Source organism: Nonomuraea sp. NPDC049709, from assembly GCF_040674815.1.
Classification (GTDB): domain Bacteria; phylum Actinomycetota; class Actinomycetes; order Streptosporangiales; family Streptosporangiaceae; genus Nonomuraea.
Window position 1 is genome coordinate 40,671 of the sequence record NZ_JBFANM010000057.1, and the last position, 16,589, is coordinate 57,259.

Sequence of the window (16,589 nt, forward strand, 5' to 3'; positions counted from 1 at the left end):
CGGGCAGACCGGCTCGCCCGGGCGGCCGGTGCGTTCCCCTCACCAGGTGATCGGGAGTTCGTGTACTCCGTAGATGACGGCGTCGGTCTTGAACGGCAGGTCCTCGGCCGGTGTGACGAGCCGCAGGGTGGGGATGCGGCGGAACAGCGTGTCGAAGACGATCTGCAGCTCCAGCCGGGCCAGGTGCTGGCCGAGGCACTGGTGCGGGCCGAAGCCAAAGGCGAGGTGGTGGCGGGCCCCGCGTTCGAGGTCCAGGTCGGCCGGGTCCTTGAAGACCGCCGGGTCCCAGTCGGCCGACAGGCCGGAGACGATGACGCCCTCGCCGGCCCTGATGTCCGCCCCGCCGATCCGTACGTCCTGGGTGGCCACCCGGGAGGTGACCCCGTCGGCGATGGTGAAGTAGCGCAGCAGCTCCTCCACGGCCATGGGCGTCCTCCCCGGGTCGGCCGTGATCGAGGCCAGCTGCTCCGGATGGGTGAGCAGCCCGATCACGCCGAGCGAGATCATGTTCGCCGTGGTCTCGTGCCCGGCGGTCAGCAGCAGGAAGGCCAGGCTCACCAGGCCCGCATGGTCGACAGCGCCCTCGCGGCGTTGCCGCGCGATCTGCCGGCCGAACAGGTCGTCGCCGGGTTCGGACTCCTTGCGGGTGACCAGGTCGTCGATGTAGGTGCGCAGTTCGCCGAAGGCGCGCCCGCGCTCCTCCGCCGAGGAGGTCCGGCGCACCAGCACGGTGGTGCGGCTCTGGAAGAAGTCGTGGTCGGTGTAGGGGACACCGAGCAGTTCGCAGATCACCAGGGACGGCACCGGCAGGGACAGCGCCTGCACCAGGTCGACCGGTCGCCGGTCGGTGCCGAGCAGGCCGTCGATGCAGTGGTCGACGATGCCCTGGATGCGCGGGCGCAGCGCGGCCAGCCGCTTGACGGTGAACTCGCCGATCACCGGGCGGCGGGCCGCGGCGTGTTCGGCGCCGTCCATGCCGATCATCAGTTGTGGCTGGCCGCGCAGCTGCCGCAGGGTCGCCGCATCGAGGTTGAAGAGCGGGAAGCCGTCCTTGCGCCGGTCGGAGGAGAAGCGGGGGTCGGCGAGGACCGCCCGGGCCTCCTCGTACCCGGACACCCACCACGCCTCGGTGCCGCTGGTCAGCCGGACCCTGTTGATCGGGGCCCGCTCGCGCAGCCGTGCGTAGGCGGCGGGCGGAGCGAACGGGCAGCCCCGCTCGACCGGCAGTTCCAGGCCGGTGAGCTCGCCGGCGACGTTTTCCGTCATGAATGACCTCCCAGTGGTAGATCTGGCTGAGTTCGTGCTGCGGGTCGCTCTGGATCGGCTCGTCACCATGTCGATCGCGGTGTCGATCGCGGTGTCGATCGCGATGCCGGGCGGCGGCTGAGGGGGGTCACCTCAGCGTGAGTGGGGTCTCGGATTCAACGCGGGTCAGCTTCTGGGGGTTGCGGACGTAGTAGAGACCGGTGATGCGGGCGTGCTCGACACGGACCGCTATGACGCCGTCGATCGCGCCGTCCACGCGAAGGACGAGTGCCGGGTTGCCGTTGACCACCGTGTGGTCAGTGGTGAGCGTGACCTGGGCCTTGCCGAGGCCGCCGACGATGAAGCGGCCCACCTTGCCCGCGCCGGTGATCGGCCGCGGTGCGGCCCGCTTGACGCCGCCGCCGTCGCTGATCAGGACGACCTGCGGGGCGAGCACGTCGAGCAGGCCTTGCAGGTCCCTGGTTTCCAGCGCGGCCTGGAACGACGCCAGCACCGCCCGGGCCTGGTGCGGAGCGACCTCCCCGCGCGGGCGGCGGGCATCGACGTGCTGCCGGGCGCGGTGCGCGATCTGGCGCACGGCCGCGGGGCTCTTGCCGACGGCGGCCGCGATCTCGTCGTGACTGATCCCGAACGCCTCGCGCAGCACGAATACGGCACGCTCGGTCGGCGACAGCGTCTCGAGGACGATCATGAGCGCCATCGACACGCTCTCGGCGAGCTCCACGTCCTCGGCCACGTCCGGCGCGGTGAGCAGCGGCTCGGGCAGCCAGGAGCCGACGTAGTCCTCCCTGCGGCGGCTCATGGTGCGCAGCCGGTCGAGCGAGCGCCGGGTCGTGATCCTGACCAGGTAGGCCCGGTGGTCACGCACCTGCCCCAGGTCGGCCTTCATCCATCGCAGCCAGGTCTCCTGCAGGACGTCCTCGGCGTCGGCCGCCGAGCCGAGCATCTCGTAGGCGACGGTGAACAGCAGGTTGCGGTGGGCGACGAACACCTCGGTGGCGGAGTCCGTCCCGCCGCCGGCGAGCGGTTCCGCGGAGCTCGTCGTCGGTTCGCTGCCCTCGTTCATAGCCGGCTCCCGCCTGTCGCTCTCGACTGTCCTCTATGCACGAGACTCCGGCCGGCGCCGATGTGTGACACCCGTGATCGGTGGCGCACGCCACATGACCGGGCTGTCACAGAATCCGGGCGGCCGGCGCCTCATGGTCATCAGGACGCGGCGCGCACCATTCGCACGCCGCGTGACCGCCACCGCAGAAAGAACGGACGCACATATGAGCAAGGTCTGGTACGTCACCGGCTCCTCCCGCGGCCTCGGCCGCAGCTTCGTCGAGGCCGCCCTGTCCCGCGGCGACAAGGTGGCCGCCACCGCCCGGGACACCGCAAGCCTCGACGACCTGGTCGCCACGTACGGCGAGGCGGTGCTCCCGCTCGCGCTGGACGTGACCGACAAGGCCGCCGTCCTCGAGAGCGTGGGACGGGCCAGGGAGCACTTCGGCCGGCTCGACGTCATCGTGAACAACGCCGGCTACGCCCAGATCGGCGCGATCGAGGAACTGACCGAACAGCACCTGCGCGACCAGCTGGAGACCAACCTGTTCGGCGCGGTGTGGGTGATCCAGGCCGCGCTGCCCTACCTGCGCGAGCAGGGCGCCGGGCACATCATCCAGCTGTCCTCGGCCGCCGGGCTCATCGCCATGCCGCTCGGCGGCGCCTACCAAGCCTCGAAGTGGGCCCTGGAAGCCCTGAACGAAACCCTCGCCCAGGAGGTCGCCGACTTCGGCATCAAGGTGACCGTGGTCGAGCCCGGCGGATTCGCCACCAGGTCCGGCAAGAACCCCGATCCCCTCGACAACGGCCACCTGGCCGAGCCCAGCCCGGTCTACGACGGGCTCCGCCGGCGTCTGGCGGGGTTCACGGGCAAGCAGCCCGCCGGCGACCCGGCCGCCGCGGCCCAGGCCCTCCTCAAGATCGTCGACTCCGCCGAGCCACCCCTGCGGGTGCTCTTCGGCCAGGGCTTCTACCCGATGCTCCAGCAGGTCTACGCCGACCGGCTCAAGACCTGGGCCGACTGGCAGGACCTTTCCGCGGAGGCTCACGGCCACCTCGATCAGGCGACCGCAGGCCCCCGGTCCGAGCCTGCCGAGAGCTGAGCCGCGTCGTTCTGCCCCGCTCGACGCGCACCAACGGTCGGCGCCGGCCGTACCCTTCCGGGACACCGGTCGGTGCAGCATGATCAGTGGTTCGAGGGAAGATCGACCACTCCGAGCACGGACAGCAACGCCAGGACCCCCAGTCCGGCCAGGACGGGCCAGGCGACCGGGTTGCCGAGGTTGAGGGTCCAGCGGCCGCCCACGCGCTGGTGAACGAGGATCGCTGGATCCATCCGGTTGGCGTAGAGCATCCCGGCGAGGTGCCAGTATCGGTCGTCGTCGCGCTGGACGAACCCGGAGTCCGGCTCCTCTCCCGGCTCCGGTGGCAGCCGGTGGCCGGCCTCGCCGACCCGAACCCCGAAGACCACGCAAGCGGCCGCCGCCGCGGCGAGGGGCAGCCAGGCGACGGCGGTCACGATCGCGGTGGGCGTCACGATCTCCCACAGTTGCACGGCGAGCAGGAGCAGGGTCAGGTTGGCGCAGGCCACCCCCGCAAGGAGGAGCTTCGCCAGGCCGCGCAGGTAGACGCGGTAGCGGCGGGCCGAGCCGAGCGGGCGCGCGGCGTCCAGTTCGGGTCTGGCGCGCAGCAGCGCGGCGACCAGGAGCGGTGTGAGCAGGGTGAGGGCGGCCTGGGAAAGCACGGGCGCGAAGGCGGCGGCGGGGGTGGTGGCCACCCTGACCGCAGGGTCCACGCCCACCCCGCGCAGCGTGGGCAGGGTTCCCGGCAGCGCATCGAACCGCCACAACCCGGTGGCCGCGGTGAGGAACAGCAGCAGGGCGGCCGGGACCAGCACCGGCCACGGTACGCGTACCGGATCGGTGCGCAGCGTCGTGTCGGCGGTGGTCGCCTGCCGGGTCCCGGCGTACCAGTTCCCGCGTCGTTTGGCGGCTGACACGGCACGGTGGGCAGCGTAGAAGAGCGCCACCTGGGCCGCACCCAGGGCTACGGTGCCGACCTGCAGCACATGGGGCGTGCCGAGCAGGACCGCCGCGGAAGGGGAGAGCACGGCGGCGAGCGCGCCGAGGATCAGGACTGCCCGGGTGTAGCGGCGGCGCTGAGCGCTGACGGCGGGGTCGGACACGCGGTCGCCGGGCACCCGCACGCCGAACGGCAGTGTCGGACGCCCCAGCGCCGGGACCGCCCACGCCGCGGCCGTGAGCAGCGCGACCAGGGACAGACAGGCCAGGGCAATCATGATCATGCCGGCGTTCCCTTCTTGGTTCCGAACGAGCCCAGCACCTCACCGCACCGCTGCAACGCCTCGTCCGCGCCGAGGCCGTGCACCGCGGCCTCGGCGAGCAACGTACGAAGCCGCACCTGCCACTCGTCGGCGAAGCCGGCCTCCGCGGGCCCGGAGCCGGCGTCGCGGCGCACCACCGCTCCGCTCTTGCGGTTGATCCGGATGACTCCCTGCTGGCGCAGCAGGTCGTAGGCCTTGTTCACGGTGTGGAAGTTGATCGCCAGGTCGGCGGCCAGCTGCCGGGTGGAGGGCAGCGCCGACCCCTCCACCAGCTCGCCATCGGCGATGGCCTCTACCACCCGATCGCGGATCTGCTGGTAGATCGGCACCTCGCTGTCGAGGTCAATCGTCAGAAGCACACGGAGATTCTATCTGATATAGATGAACTATAACAGATAGATAAGACGCACTCCCGATGGCGGGCCCCGATCCCGCCGGTGCGCCCCCTGCGTGCGAAAAGGAAGGCAGCAATGGCCTCCGTGACCATCCACCGCGAAACCCAGATCGTCCGGTTCGCCCTCTGGGAGCGCCCGTTCGCCCGGCGCGCCTGCCGGCGGGCGCGACAGGTTCCGGCATTCCTCTCCGGAAGGGACTTCCGCCGTGCGCTCGATCTCTGACCCTCAACTCGTCAGCACGCGAGACGGCCTCAGCGGCATCCGCCGGCGTGAGCTGGCGGTCTTCCTGCTCCTGGCCTTCGCGATCCCGTGGCTGCTCTGGCTGCTGCGGACGCGCACCGGCATCGACGTGATCGCGGCGGGCGGGATGCTCGCGGCCGGCCTGGCCACGTTCGTGGCCGTTCGCTGGGTCAGCCGGCCGGGCGACATCCCCCGCGACACCGCCCTGGCTCCGCTGCGCCCGGTACGCCGGCTCGTCCGCTACTGCGTGATCGCACTCGTGGCCCCGCTCACCTTGGCCCTCCTCGCTGTCGCGATCGGCGCCGCGGCCCAGGTGTACCCACTCGACCTCGAGAACTTCTCCGGGCTGCGCAGCGCGTACGCGCCGGGCACGGTCGGCGAGCCCGGCCTGCCCGCCGGCCTGATCCTGTCCGCTCTCGCGGCCAACCTCGGGCTGTTCGTGGTGCTGCTGCCACTGGCGTTCTGCGAGGAGTGGGCCTGGCGCGGCTTCCTGCTCCCCCGGCTCCGCCCGCTCGGCCTGTGGCCCGCGCTCCTGTCCAGCGGCCTGATCTGGGGGCTGTGGCACCTGCCGGGATACATCGGTACGAGCGCGATGCCCGGACTGATCCCCTTCCTGGTGACCACGATGTTCTTCGGCGTGCTGCTCGGCTGGCTGCGCCTGGCCTCCGGGCTGATCTGGCCGGGCGTGATCGCCCACGCCGCCAACAACACGTTGATCATCGGCTTCGTGAACGTGGTCTTCGCCGCCGACGACCCCCGGGCGTCGAGCAACCCCTGGACCGTCGGCCTCAGCGGGTGGCCCGGCTGGCTGATCATGCTCGCCACCGTGGCCTGCCTCGCGGCGACGGGCGCGATCCGGCGCGCCGCCGGCCGCGACGCGGCCCACGGCAATCTCCACGTCGCCGGCGCGAACGACAGCTCGCCTGGTCCGGGGCGGAGACGGCAGCCGCGTCGCACACGGCGGATCCTCACCGCATTCCTCGCGCTCGTTCTCGTGGCCACGCTGTCCGGGGCGTCGGTCGAGCACTCCCTCGCACCGACGGATACGCGGCGCTTCCCCGCGCCCGGCCGCCTCGTCGACGTCGGCACGCACCAGTTGCACCTGCGCTGCCTGGGCAGCGGGCAGCCGACAGTCGTCTTCGAATCGGGATGGGGCGACTCCTCCACGACGTGGGACGGCCTCCAGCGGCAACTGGCCGCCTCGGGCCGGCGCTCCTGCGCCTACGACCGCGCGGGCTACGCCTGGAGCCGGCCCGGCCCCGGCGTCCGGGACGCCTCCGCCGAGGCCGCGGACCTCGCGGCGCTGCTGCGGAACGCAGGCGAGCGCGGGCCGTACGTGTTCGTGGGGCATTCATGGGGAGGGCACGTCCTGCGATTGCTCCACGCCGCCCGGCCCCAGCACGTCGCCGGGCTGGTGCTGCTCGACATCGTGGACGAGCAGAGCACCACGAATCCCGCAGCCCTCGCCACCGCCCAGGCCAACGTGTGGTCCTTCGCCGCCGGGGTCGGGCTTCTGCGCACGGGAGCCTGGATGGTCGACCCCCGCGAACCGCGCCTCACCCGGGACAACGTTCCCGTCGTCTTCGGCGCGGCCACCTGGGCCGCCGCCGCTGCCGAGATGCGCTGGTTCGACGCCGGCACCCGTGCCGTCCGGGGACTTCCACGCGTACCGGGATCCTGGGGCCCCCTTCCCACGACGGTCATCAGCGCCGGCGGCAACCAGGAGACCATCGAGCACCACTCCCGGATCGCGAACCTCTCAACGCGAGGACGGCACATCGTCGCACCCACAACAGATCACTACCTGCACCTCGCGGATCCGGCGCTCGTCCTGCGGGAGATCCGCCAGGTCCTGAAGACGGTGACGCGACGTTGACCGCGGACTGACCGCCGGACGCCGGTCCAAGACTCCCATCGAAGCGCCGAAGCCGGAGAACCGCACCGGCAGCCCGGCCGGTGGCGCCGACGGACGCGCCCGCGGCGCCGGGTGCGTCCAGGTCGATCGCGTACATCGCGCGCTTGAGAACAGTGGTCAGTCGGCACCTCCCGCTCGACGCGTCCAGGTGCCTCGCGACCTGGCCAGTACCCGTCGGCCATGCCCTTCCGCGGCCGCGGCGGAATGGCCCTTTTGTCCTGGTGGTGCGCCGCATTGCGCTACGGTGTGGCTCGGAGTGCCGGGAAGTCTGGTCGGCGACGTCTACAGCCGTGCGACTTGACGGGGGCTCCGCGATGGGCAATGACGGTTGCAGTTCGTCCGACGGTGGTCCGTATTGCGGGGAAGGCCGATGATGCGGCGTTATCCGGCCGTGCCGGGCCGTGGCCGGCATCCGGCCGTGGTGATCTCGGCCGGGTTCGGCTCCGCCGTACTGATCGGGACGCTGCTGCTCGGCACCCCGCTGGCCACCACCGAAAGCGACAGCTCCCACTGGCTCACCGCGCTGTTCACCGCCACCTCCGCCGTCTGCGTGACCGGCCTGGTCGTGGTCGACACCGAGACGCACTGGTCGGTGTTCGGCGAGGTGGTGATCGTCCTGCTCATCAAGGCGGGCGGGCTGGGCATCATGACGCTCGCCACACTGATCATGATCATCGTCTCGGGCCGGATCGGCCTGCGGGCCAGGTTGTCCGCCCAGTTGGAGACCAAGTCGGTCATCGCCGCCGATCTGCGGCACGTGCTGCGCAAGGTGGTGATCTTCAGCCTGATCTGCGAGGCGGCCGTCGCCACAATCCTCACCGTACGGTTCGTCACCGGCTACGGTGAGCCGCTGGGCAGGGCCGTCTACCTCGGCGTCTTCCACGGGGTGTCGGCGTTCAACAACGCCGGCTTCGCCCTGTGGCCGGACAACCTGATGCGCTTCGTCACCGACCCGTGGATCTGCCTCACCATCGCCCTGGCCGTCATCGTCGGCGGTCTCGGTTACCCCGTCGTCTTCGAACTGCTGCGTACCTGGCGGCACCCGCGCCGGTGGTCCGTGCTGACCCGCGTCACCGTCGGCCTGAGCGTCTTGCTCCTCGGCGGCGGCACGCTCGCGTTCCTGATGACCGAGTGGCAGAACCCGGCCACGATGGGACCGCTCGACGACTCCGGCAAGCTGCTGTCCGCCTTCTTCGCCGCGGTCATGCCACGCTCCGGCGGCTTCAACACCCTCGACGTGGGACAGATGTACCCGTCCTCCTGGCTGGTCACCGACGTGCTGATGTTCATCGGCGGCGGCAGCGCCGGGACCGCGGGCGGCATCAAGGTCACCACCTTCGGCTTCCTGCTGTTCATGATCTGGTCCGAACTGCGCGGCGAGCACCAGGTCAACATCGGCCATCGACGGCTGCCCGCGGCCACCCAGCGTCAGGCGCTGTCCATCAGCCTGCTCGGCGTCATCCTGGTCGCCGTCTCCACGTGGCTGCTGCTCATCATCACCTCACACGACCTCGACCGGGTGCTGTTCGAGGTGATCTCGGCCTTCGCCACCAACGGCCTGTCCACCGGCATCACCGCCGACACCTCGCTGGCCGGACATGCGCTGCTGAGCCTGCTGATGTTCATCGGCCGCATCGGGCCCCTCACGCTCGGCTCGGCGCTCGCCCTGAAGCAGCGCACCCGCCGCTACGAACTGCCGGAGGAAAGGGTGATCATCGGCTGACCGGCCGATCACGCGCACTTCCCGGTGTGGAGTGAACGCAGCTCAGGTCCCCGGTCACGCCGGCCGAGCCGTCTTGCAGGCAGAGATCCGTTATGTGGCTATTTATGCGTTCTGATACGTTCTTGAGGGGTGTGCCGGGAAGTCTGGTCGGCGGTGACCGACCCGACCCCTGTGACGAGCGGAGTTCCATGCCCAGCCCCACCCTCCGAAATACCTCACGCCTGCTCGACCGGAACACGTGGCCAGAGGCCCGCCGCATCGCCGACATCCTGCGCAAGGAGACCATCGGCGGGGCATTGCTGCTCGCCGCCACGCTGGCCGCGCTGATCTGGGCCAACTCGCCATGGGCGCAGACGTATCAGGAGCTGCGCGCGATCGAGGTCGGGCCCGCCGCGCTGCATCTGAACCTCGGCCTTGCCACCTGGGCCGCGGACGGGCTCCTGGCGATCTTCTTCTTCGTGGCAGGGCTGGAGCTCAAGCGGGAGTTCGTCGCCGGAGACCTGCGCGACGTGCGGCGAGCGGTGGTGCCCGTGGCGGCGGCGGTCGGCGGGGTCGTGGTGCCGGCCCTGGTGTACCTGGCGGTCACCGGCGGGGCCGGCGCCCAGGGATGGGCGATTCCCACCGCCACCGATATCGCCTTCGCGCTGGCGGTGCTCGCGGTGATCGGCCGGTTCCTGCCCGACGCGCTGCGTACCTTTCTGCTGACCCTGGCGGTGGTGGACGACCTGATCGCCATCGTCATCATCGCCGTCTTCTACACCTCCCAGCTGGCGGTGCTCCCGCTGGTGAGCGCCTTGGTGCCGCTCGCGGTCTTCGCCGTGCTGGTCCAGCGGGGGGTGCGGGCGTGGTGGGCGTTGCTGCCGTTGGCGTTCGCCACCTGGGCGCTGGTGCACGCCTCGGGTGTGCACGCCACCGTGGCCGGGGTGCTGCTGGCCCTGGCCGTGCCCGTCCTCACCAGGACGCGTGCCGAGGGAGCGGGACTGGCTGAGCATTTCGAGCACCGGTTCCGGCCGATCTCCGCAGGCGTGGCCGTGCCCGTCTTCGCCTTCTTCTCCGCCGGGGTCGCCCTCGGCGGGCTGGGCGGCCTGTTCGACACGCTCGGCGAGCCGGTCGCGCTGGGCATCGTGGCCGGGCTGCTGGTCGGCAAGCCGCTCGGCATCCTGGCCGCGACCTGGCTGGTGTCCCGCTTCACCCGCGCCACCTTGGACGAGGGGCTGGCCTGGATCGACATGGTGGGGCTGGCGATCCTGAGCGGCATCGGGTTCACCGTGTCGCTGCTGATCGGGGAGCTGGCGTTCGGCGCGGCCGGTGGCGAGCAGGTCAAGGTCGCCGTCCTTGCCGGCTCGCTGGCCGCGGCACTCCTGGCCACGGTGATCCTGCGGCTGCGCGCCCGCGTCTACCGGCGTATCCACGAGGTCGAGACCGCCGACGCCGATCACGACGGCATCCCCGACCTCTACCGGAGTGCCTAGCGTCTCAGGAGTCGTGGCCGGAGACGGCAGGCGGGGCGGTTGCCAGCGCCAGGTGGCGTTGCCGCCGGCGATCGATCCTGCTCGCGGCCACCGCGGCGGGACTCGTCCTGGCCGGGCTCAGCGCCGCCGCGTTCGTCCTGGCCGGGCTCAGCGCCGCCGCGTTCGTCCTGGCCCGACGCCTTTGTGAGACGAGCCGCGCGTGGAGTCGCTACTCCCGGCTGTCCGGCATCCTCGCCTTCGCCGCCGGTATCGCCTACCGCCTGGACACGCTGGGTCTCTGGCGGCCGGCGCCCGCGGGGCTCCTCGAAGATCTCTCCCTGCTGGCCGGATTCTGCTGGCTGGTCGCGGTGGGCGGACCGGCCGGCGATGAGGTGGGGCGCGGCGCGGGGACAGCCGGGCCGGCACTCCGGCGGCGTCCACCTTCAAGCGTCTTGGCCATACCGGTTCCGTGTTCCCCGAGCCCCGCGGAACGGGTAAGGTCGCCACAGGTGAGCCGGGAAGTCTGGTCGGCATGATCCGATCCTGTCGTCAAGCCGAGAGTTCACCCGTATGCCCGGCTCCCAGCCCGCCGACCCGGCTGCTGATGACTTCTCCATCAGAATCCGCACCCGTGGCGACATCCTGCTGATCCAGTTGACAGGCCCCCTTGCCGGCGCATCCGTCGACATCGTCCGGATGTACGTCATCAGCACACTGGCCACGCACCTCCCACCGAAGGTCGTCACGGACATCGACGGGGTGAGCCGGATAGACGAGGCCGGGCTCGACATCCTGCGCTCCGCCACCTCCCAGGCCCGCGACGCAGGCGGACGCATGGTCATCACGGGCGGCCACCGCCTGCTCGACACCACCGGCAACGGCCTGGACCTGGCATCGACGATCAGAGACGCCTTCCACGACCTGAACGGGTTCGGCGAGCCTCCGAGCAGCTGACCGCCGTGCCGAGGGAGGGCTCGGGTCTCTCAGCCGGACGTCGCCCGCAACCCCGCCACGGCCACCTCGAGAACCCGCTCCCGCTGCTCCTCGTCGACGTACTCGACCGTGCTGATGCCCGAGATCATCCGCAGCACGTCGTCGATCGAGATCTCCTGGCGGGCGGCGCCGGCCCGCTGCGCTCGTTCGAGCAAGGGCCCGCCGGCCGCGTGCATCGCCCTGCGTCGGGTCTGGAAGCCGTCGGTGCTGCGGTTGAGCGCGTCGGCGAAGGCCTGCTTGGTGCCGATGTACTCGACGAACCGGTGCAGCCACGCGACCAGCGCCTCCCACGGCTCCAGCTCGACGACGTCGCCGGCCGCCCGGCACAGCGCCTCGACCTCCTCCCGGTGGACCTCCTCGACCAGATCCTCCCGGGTGGGGAAATTGCGGTACAGCGTGGCGATGCTCACTCCGGCGCGGCGTGCGACGTCCTCGAGGGAGGTCTGCGTGCCCCTCTCGGCGAACGTGTCGCGGGCCGCCGCGATCAGGGCGTCGAAGTTGCGGCGCGCGTCCGCGCGCTTCGGCCGCCGCGAGACCAGCTCAGGCTCCATGCCACCGTCCACCTTCTCGTTTTGACAACCGTAGGACCCCTACGGTTAAAGTGTAGGGGTACTTTCAGTTTATCCGAGGAGTGAAAGATGGTGCCGTCCACCCCGATCATCGCCCTGGTCACGGGCGCCAACAAGGGACTGGGCCTGGCCACGGCCCGGCAGCTCGCCGACCGCGGCTGCACCGTGCTGCTCGGCAGCCGCGACGCCGAGCGCGGCGCCAAGGCGGCCGGAGAGCTCGCCGAGGCCGGGCTCGCGGTGCGCCCCGTGCGGATCGACATCACGGACGACGCCTCCGTGGCCGAGGCCGCCGCGTTCGTCGACCGCGAGTACGGCCGCCTCGACGTGCTGGTGAACAACGCCGGCGTGCTCGTACGCAGGCCCCCGGCCGAGGTGTCGGCCGACGACCTGCGCCCGGAGTTCGAGACCAACGTCTTCGGCATGGTGCGGGTCGTGCACGAGATGCTGCCGCTGCTGCGCCGCTCCCGGTCGCCGCGCATCGTCAATGTCTCCAGCGACTCCGCCACCTTCGCCAACGCCACCGAGCAGGGCTCCATGTTCGCCCGCTCGCACGAGTCGTTCGCGTACTCGGCGACGAAGACCGCGGTCAACATGCTGACGGTCAAGTACGCCAACGCCTTCCTCGACGACCCGGAGCTGGCCCACGTGAAGATCAACGCCGTGACACCCGGGTACCTCGCGACCGATCTGAACGGCTTCCAGGGCGTGCGCAGCCCCGACCAGGGCGCCCGCGCCGTGGTGCACTGGGCCATGGTCGGCGACGACGGCGAGACGGGCGGCTTCTTCGACGAGAACGGCCGCGTCCCCTGGTGACGCCCCCGACAGCCCAGGGGGAAGCGGGCCGGCTAGGCCGCCCGGCTCAGGTTCTCGCCGAAGAACCCGGCGATCCTCTCGACGGCGAGATCCACGTACTGCTTCGGCTGGTCGGCGACCTCACCCTCGAATGCGACACGTGGAGCAGCCCCGACGGCTCGGGGCAGCGCCTCATGGTCCTCACCGCCGAGCCCGGTTCCCCGTCGCACGACGCGCTGCGCATCCTCACCTCGTGGGCGCCCGGGCAACCGAGCGGGAGCCTCTCCTCCGCGCCCCGCTGACGGCTCCGGGGGCACGTCGATCCGGCCGTCCATGACGGTGACGCGTGAAGGGTCACGGCAGGCGGATGTGGCGACCCTGCCAGCGGGAGCGCAGCCACCGGTCGTGGCTGGCGACCACGATCCCGCCGGGCCCATCGGTGCCCAGGGCCTCTTCCAGCTCGTCGGAGAGGCCCGGTGAGAGGTGGTTGGTGGGTTCGTCGAGCAGGAGCACCTCGGGTGGGTCAGCCACCAGCAGCGCCAGAGCGAGCCGGCGGCGCTGGCCGACCGACAGCTCCCCCACTCGCAGGTCCACGTCACGGGGGCCGATCAGGCCGAGCGAGAGCAGCGGCACGGACTCGGCCCGCTCCGGACCGAGCGCCCGCTCGTACGTCTCCCGCACCGTGCGGTCCGGCCGCTCGAACACGGTGTCCTGGGCCAGCAGCCCGACGGTCAGCCCGCCCCGTCGCCGCACCTCTCCCTCCGCGTCCAGCCGCCCGGCCAGCACCGCCAGGAGCGTGGACTTGCCCGCGCCGTTCGGCCCGGTGACCAGCAGCCGCTCCCCCGGCGCCACGTCGAGCCGGTCGATCGAGAGCCGTCCCGGAACCCGCACACCCCGTAGTGAGAGCAGGGTCTCGTCGTGGGGATCGCGGAGGCCGGCGGTGGAGGCCGAGGTAACGGGGGTGGCGGTGGCCAGGGTGCGGGGGTGGAAGCGGAGCGGGGGCGGTGGGGCGGGGACCTGCTCGCGTTCCAGCTCGGCGAGCCGGCGGGCGGCATTGCGCACCCGCCGCGAGATCTGGTGCTGCACGCGTCCCGCGCGGTGCCCGTACCCCATCTTCTCGTTGTCGCGCCGCAACCCGTCCGGCGCCACCCGCCGCGCCGTCACCGCGACGGCGCGGCGCAGCTCGCCGAGCTCCTCCTGCTCTTCCGCGTGGCGACGCTCCCAGCGCTCACGCTCGGCGCGCTTCTCGGCCAGGTACGCGCCGTATCCGCCTCCGTACCGGACGGGTCCGCCCACCGCCGGGTCGAGATCGACCAGGTCCGTGCAGACCGCGTCCAGGAACGCCCGGTCGTGGCTGGCCACGACCACCACCCCCGTCATGCCGCGAAGCCGCTCCTCCACGAAAACTGCGGCGGCATCGTCCAGGTGATTGGTGGGCTCGTCCAGCAGCAGCGCGGCGGGCTGTCTGATCAGGAGCGCCGCCAGGGCGAGCCGCCCGCGCTGCCCGCCTGACAACGACGCGAGCACGCGCCCGTGCGGCACGCCGCCCAGGCCGAGCCGGTCAAGGATGATCTCCGCGCGCCGGTCGGCGTCCCAGGACTCGCGCTGTTGCGCCTGGTCGAGCCGGGCCCCGTACGCTTTGAGCAGAGCGGCGTCGTCCGGCGCCTCGGTGAGCGCCCGGGTGAGCCGGTCGAGCTCGGCCAGGTCCGTACGGGCCTCCCGCAGGGCGTCGTCGAGCACGCCGGCGACGGTGCTGTCACCGGCGTACGGCACCTCCTGGTGCAAGAAGCCCAGGTCGGCGGGCCGAACGACGGTGCCGGAGTCCGGCTCGTCCGCTCCGGCCAGCAGCCGCAGCAGGGTGGACTTGCCGGCACCGTTCTCGCCGATCAGCCCGATCCGGTGGCCGGGTGCGGCGGTGAGCGAGACGCCGTCGAGCACGCGCCGCGCGCCCAGCGTCCGTACGAGGTCGCGGGCGAGCAGCACGTCACTCACCGGCGGGCCCTCCGGTCTCCAGCAGTCGCCCTTCGGACAGCTCCAGCCAGCGCTCCACCTTGATCTCCGCGAGGAACCGCTCGTCGTGGCTGACCACCACGAACGCCCCCTCGTACGCTCCGAGCGCGCTCTCCAGCTGCCCCACGCTGACCAGGTCGAGGTTGTTGGTGGGCTCGTCGAGCAGCAGGAGCTGGGGCGCCGGCTCGGCGCACAGCACGCAGGCCAGGGTGGCGCGCAGCCGTTCGCCGCCGGACAGCACGCCAACCGGCAGGTGGGCACGGGCGCCGCGGAACAGGAACCGGGCCAGCAGGTTCATCCGGTCCGCGGGCGGCCTGCCGGGAGCGAACGCGGCCAGGTTCTCGGCCACGGTGCGCTCGACGTCGAGCAGGTCGAGCCGCTGTGAGAGGTAGGCGACCCGGCCGTCGGCCCGCCTGGTGGTGCCGCCGTCGGGCTCCAGGTCGCCGCTGATCAGGCGGAGCAGGGTGGACTTGCCCGCGCCATTGGGGCCGGTCAGCGCGATGCGCTCGGGCCCGCGGACGGTCAGGTCGATGCCCGGCGTGGCGAACAGGCCGCGGGCCTGCAGGCGTTCGCCGTGGAAGACCGTGCGGCCGGCGGGCACGTTGGTCCCCGGCAGTTCCAGCGCGATCCTCTGGTCGTCGCGCAGCGCCCGCCCGGCCTCGTCGAGCTTGGCCTTGGCATCGCTGACGCGGGCGGCGTGCACCTGACCCGCCCGCCCGGCCGACTCCTGCGCGCCGCGCTTCATGTTCCCGGCGAAGATCCGCGGCAGGCCGGCGTTCTTGAGGTTGCGGGCGGCGTTGCCGGCCCGGCGCTCGGCGCGCTCGCGGGCCTGCTGCATCTCCCGCTTCTCGCGCTTGAGCTCCTGTTCGGCGCTGCGCACGTCGCGTTCGGCGGCCTCCTGCTCGGCGCGCACGGCTTCCTCGTACGCGGTGAAGCCGCCGCCGTAGAAGCGGAGCTCGCCGCGGTCGAGCTCGGCGATGCGGTCCATGCGGTCGAGCAGGGCCCGGTCGTGGCTGACCAGGAGCAGGCAGCCGTTCCAGTCGCCGAGCACGTCGTAGAGCCGGCGGCGGGCCCCGAGGTCGAGGTTGTTCGTCGGCTCGTCGAGCAGCAGCACGTCGGGCCGCTTGAGGAGCTGCGCGGCCAGGCCGAGCGAGACGACCTGGCCGCCGCTCAGCGTGCCCAGCGTGCGGCCGAACGCGAGGTCGCCGAGCCCGAGCCGGTCGAGCTGGGCACGGGTGCGCTCCTCGACGTCCCAGTCGTTGCCGATGGTGGTGAAGTGCTCCTCGCTCGCGTCGCCGGACTCGATGGCGTCCAGCGCGGCGATCACGGGGGCGATGCCGAGGACCTCGGCCACGGTCAGGCCGCCGGTGAGGGGCAGGCTCTGCGGCAGGTAGCCGAGCAGGCCCTGGACGGTGACGCTCCCGGCGGCGGGGCGATGCTCGCCGGCGATCAGCTTGAGCAGCGTGCTCTTGCCGGCCCCGTTCGGGGCGACGAGCCCGGTACGGCCGCCGCCCACGCTGAAGGACAGGTCGTGGAAGACGGGGGTGTCGTCGGGCCAGGAAAAGGACAGGTGGGAACAGACGATGAACGCGTCGGACATGCTGGAAGACCTCGTAGGAGAACACGGGCGCGCCGAAGCCGCCCGGTGAAAGGGCCAGGGATTCGGGGAACGACGACCGGGGCCACGTCGGCGGCGGTCAAGTGCGCCTGCCGGGGCCGGTCAACCTCCGGTATCACCCGGAGATGTCGTCGTCACCTGCCACGTCTGGTCTCCTAGCTTCTGGTCTCAAGCGTCTTTCACCATAGCAGCCGCCGGGAACAGCTCGGGCCGGCCCGCCCCGCGC

15 protein-coding genes are annotated in these 16,589 nt (G+C 71.7%); 8 read left to right on the forward strand and 7 right to left on the reverse strand.

Annotation, left to right across the window (positions count from 1 at the left end):
* Window positions 1-39: 39 nt before the first annotated feature.
* Both AB0J69_RS42475 and AB0J69_RS42480 read right to left on the reverse strand, forming a co-directional pair.
* Complete coding sequence (locus AB0J69_RS42475) at window positions 40-1,266, reverse strand: cytochrome P450 (RefSeq protein ID WP_364130131.1); 1,227 nt, start codon at window positions 1,264-1,266, stop codon at window positions 40-42.
* A gap of 127 nt (window positions 1,267-1,393) precedes the next feature.
* Window positions 1,394-2,332 (reverse strand): RNA polymerase sigma-70 factor, encoded by a 939-nt coding sequence (locus AB0J69_RS42480; RefSeq protein WP_364130133.1) that lies wholly within the window; start codon window positions 2,330-2,332, stop codon window positions 1,394-1,396.
* Window positions 2,333-2,537: 205 nt separating this feature from the next.
* Between AB0J69_RS42480 and AB0J69_RS42485 the strand changes: the two genes are divergently transcribed.
* Entirely contained in the window at window positions 2,538-3,416 is an 879-nt protein-coding gene (locus tag AB0J69_RS42485) for an SDR family NAD(P)-dependent oxidoreductase (protein WP_364130135.1), read from the forward strand.
* Between the two features lie 83 nt (window positions 3,417-3,499).
* Here AB0J69_RS42485 and AB0J69_RS42490 read toward each other — a convergent pair whose 3' ends face one another.
* Together AB0J69_RS42490 and AB0J69_RS42495 are read right to left on the reverse strand one after the other, a co-directional pair.
* The gene (locus AB0J69_RS42490) at window positions 3,500-4,618 is read right to left on the reverse strand and encodes a hypothetical protein (RefSeq protein WP_364130137.1); all 1,119 of its coding nucleotides are present in this window, start codon (window positions 4,616-4,618) and stop codon (window positions 3,500-3,502) included.
* Complete coding sequence (locus AB0J69_RS42495) at window positions 4,615-5,016, reverse strand: GntR family transcriptional regulator (protein WP_364130140.1); 402 nt, start codon at window positions 5,014-5,016, stop codon at window positions 4,615-4,617. The genes AB0J69_RS42490 and AB0J69_RS42495 overlap by 4 nt, the downstream gene beginning before the upstream one ends.
* 111 nt (window positions 5,017-5,127) lie before the next feature.
* Here AB0J69_RS42495 and AB0J69_RS42500 point away from each other — a divergent pair, with 111 nt between their 5' ends.
* The 5 genes from AB0J69_RS42500 (at window position 5,128) to AB0J69_RS42520 (ending at window position 11,335) form a co-directional block, all read left to right on the forward strand.
* On the forward strand, window positions 5,128-5,274 hold the full coding sequence (locus tag AB0J69_RS42500; protein WP_364130143.1) for a hypothetical protein: 147 nt from the start codon (window positions 5,128-5,130) through the stop codon (window positions 5,272-5,274).
* Entirely contained in the window at window positions 5,258-7,168 is a 1,911-nt protein-coding gene (locus tag AB0J69_RS42505) for an alpha/beta fold hydrolase (protein ID WP_364130146.1), read from the forward strand. Before AB0J69_RS42500 ends, AB0J69_RS42505 begins: the two co-directional genes overlap by 17 nt.
* Window positions 7,169-7,577: 409 nt before the next feature.
* On the forward strand, window positions 7,578-8,930 hold the full coding sequence (locus AB0J69_RS42510) for a potassium transporter TrkG (protein ID WP_364130148.1): 1,353 nt from the start codon (window positions 7,578-7,580) through the stop codon (window positions 8,928-8,930).
* A 188-nt stretch (window positions 8,931-9,118) separates the two neighbouring features.
* A complete protein-coding gene (gene nhaA, locus AB0J69_RS42515; protein ID WP_364130151.1) occupies window positions 9,119-10,402 on the forward strand; it encodes a Na+/H+ antiporter NhaA in 1,284 nt (427 codons plus the stop codon).
* A 549-nt stretch (window positions 10,403-10,951) separates the two neighbouring features.
* Window positions 10,952-11,335, forward strand: a complete 384-nt coding sequence (locus AB0J69_RS42520) for an STAS domain-containing protein (RefSeq protein ID WP_364130154.1) — start codon at window positions 10,952-10,954, stop codon at window positions 11,333-11,335.
* A 29-nt stretch (window positions 11,336-11,364) separates the two neighbouring features.
* On the opposite strand, the gene AB0J69_RS42525 is transcribed toward AB0J69_RS42520, so the two are convergent.
* A complete protein-coding gene (locus tag AB0J69_RS42525) occupies window positions 11,365-11,925 on the reverse strand; it encodes a helix-turn-helix domain-containing protein (protein ID WP_364130156.1) in 561 nt (186 codons plus the stop codon).
* A gap of 87 nt (window positions 11,926-12,012) precedes the next feature.
* Here AB0J69_RS42525 and AB0J69_RS42530 point away from each other — a divergent pair, with 87 nt between their 5' ends.
* Complete coding sequence (locus AB0J69_RS42530; protein ID WP_364130158.1) at window positions 12,013-12,756, forward strand: SDR family oxidoreductase; 744 nt, start codon at window positions 12,013-12,015, stop codon at window positions 12,754-12,756.
* Entirely contained in the window at window positions 12,753-13,037 is a 285-nt protein-coding gene (locus AB0J69_RS42535; RefSeq protein WP_364130161.1) for a hypothetical protein, read from the forward strand. The genes AB0J69_RS42530 and AB0J69_RS42535 overlap by 4 nt, the downstream gene beginning before the upstream one ends.
* Before the next feature lie 52 nt (window positions 13,038-13,089).
* Here the strand turns inward: AB0J69_RS42535 and AB0J69_RS42540 are convergent, their stop codons facing one another.
* Both AB0J69_RS42540 and AB0J69_RS42545 read right to left on the reverse strand, forming a co-directional pair.
* Complete coding sequence (locus AB0J69_RS42540; protein ID WP_364130163.1) at window positions 13,090-14,727, reverse strand: ABC-F family ATP-binding cassette domain-containing protein; 1,638 nt, start codon at window positions 14,725-14,727, stop codon at window positions 13,090-13,092.
* On the reverse strand, window positions 14,720-16,345 hold the full coding sequence (locus AB0J69_RS42545) for an ABC-F family ATP-binding cassette domain-containing protein (protein WP_364130165.1): 1,626 nt from the start codon (window positions 16,343-16,345) through the stop codon (window positions 14,720-14,722). The genes AB0J69_RS42540 and AB0J69_RS42545 overlap by 8 nt, the downstream gene beginning before the upstream one ends.
* Between the last annotated feature and the right edge of the window lie 244 nt (window positions 16,346-16,589).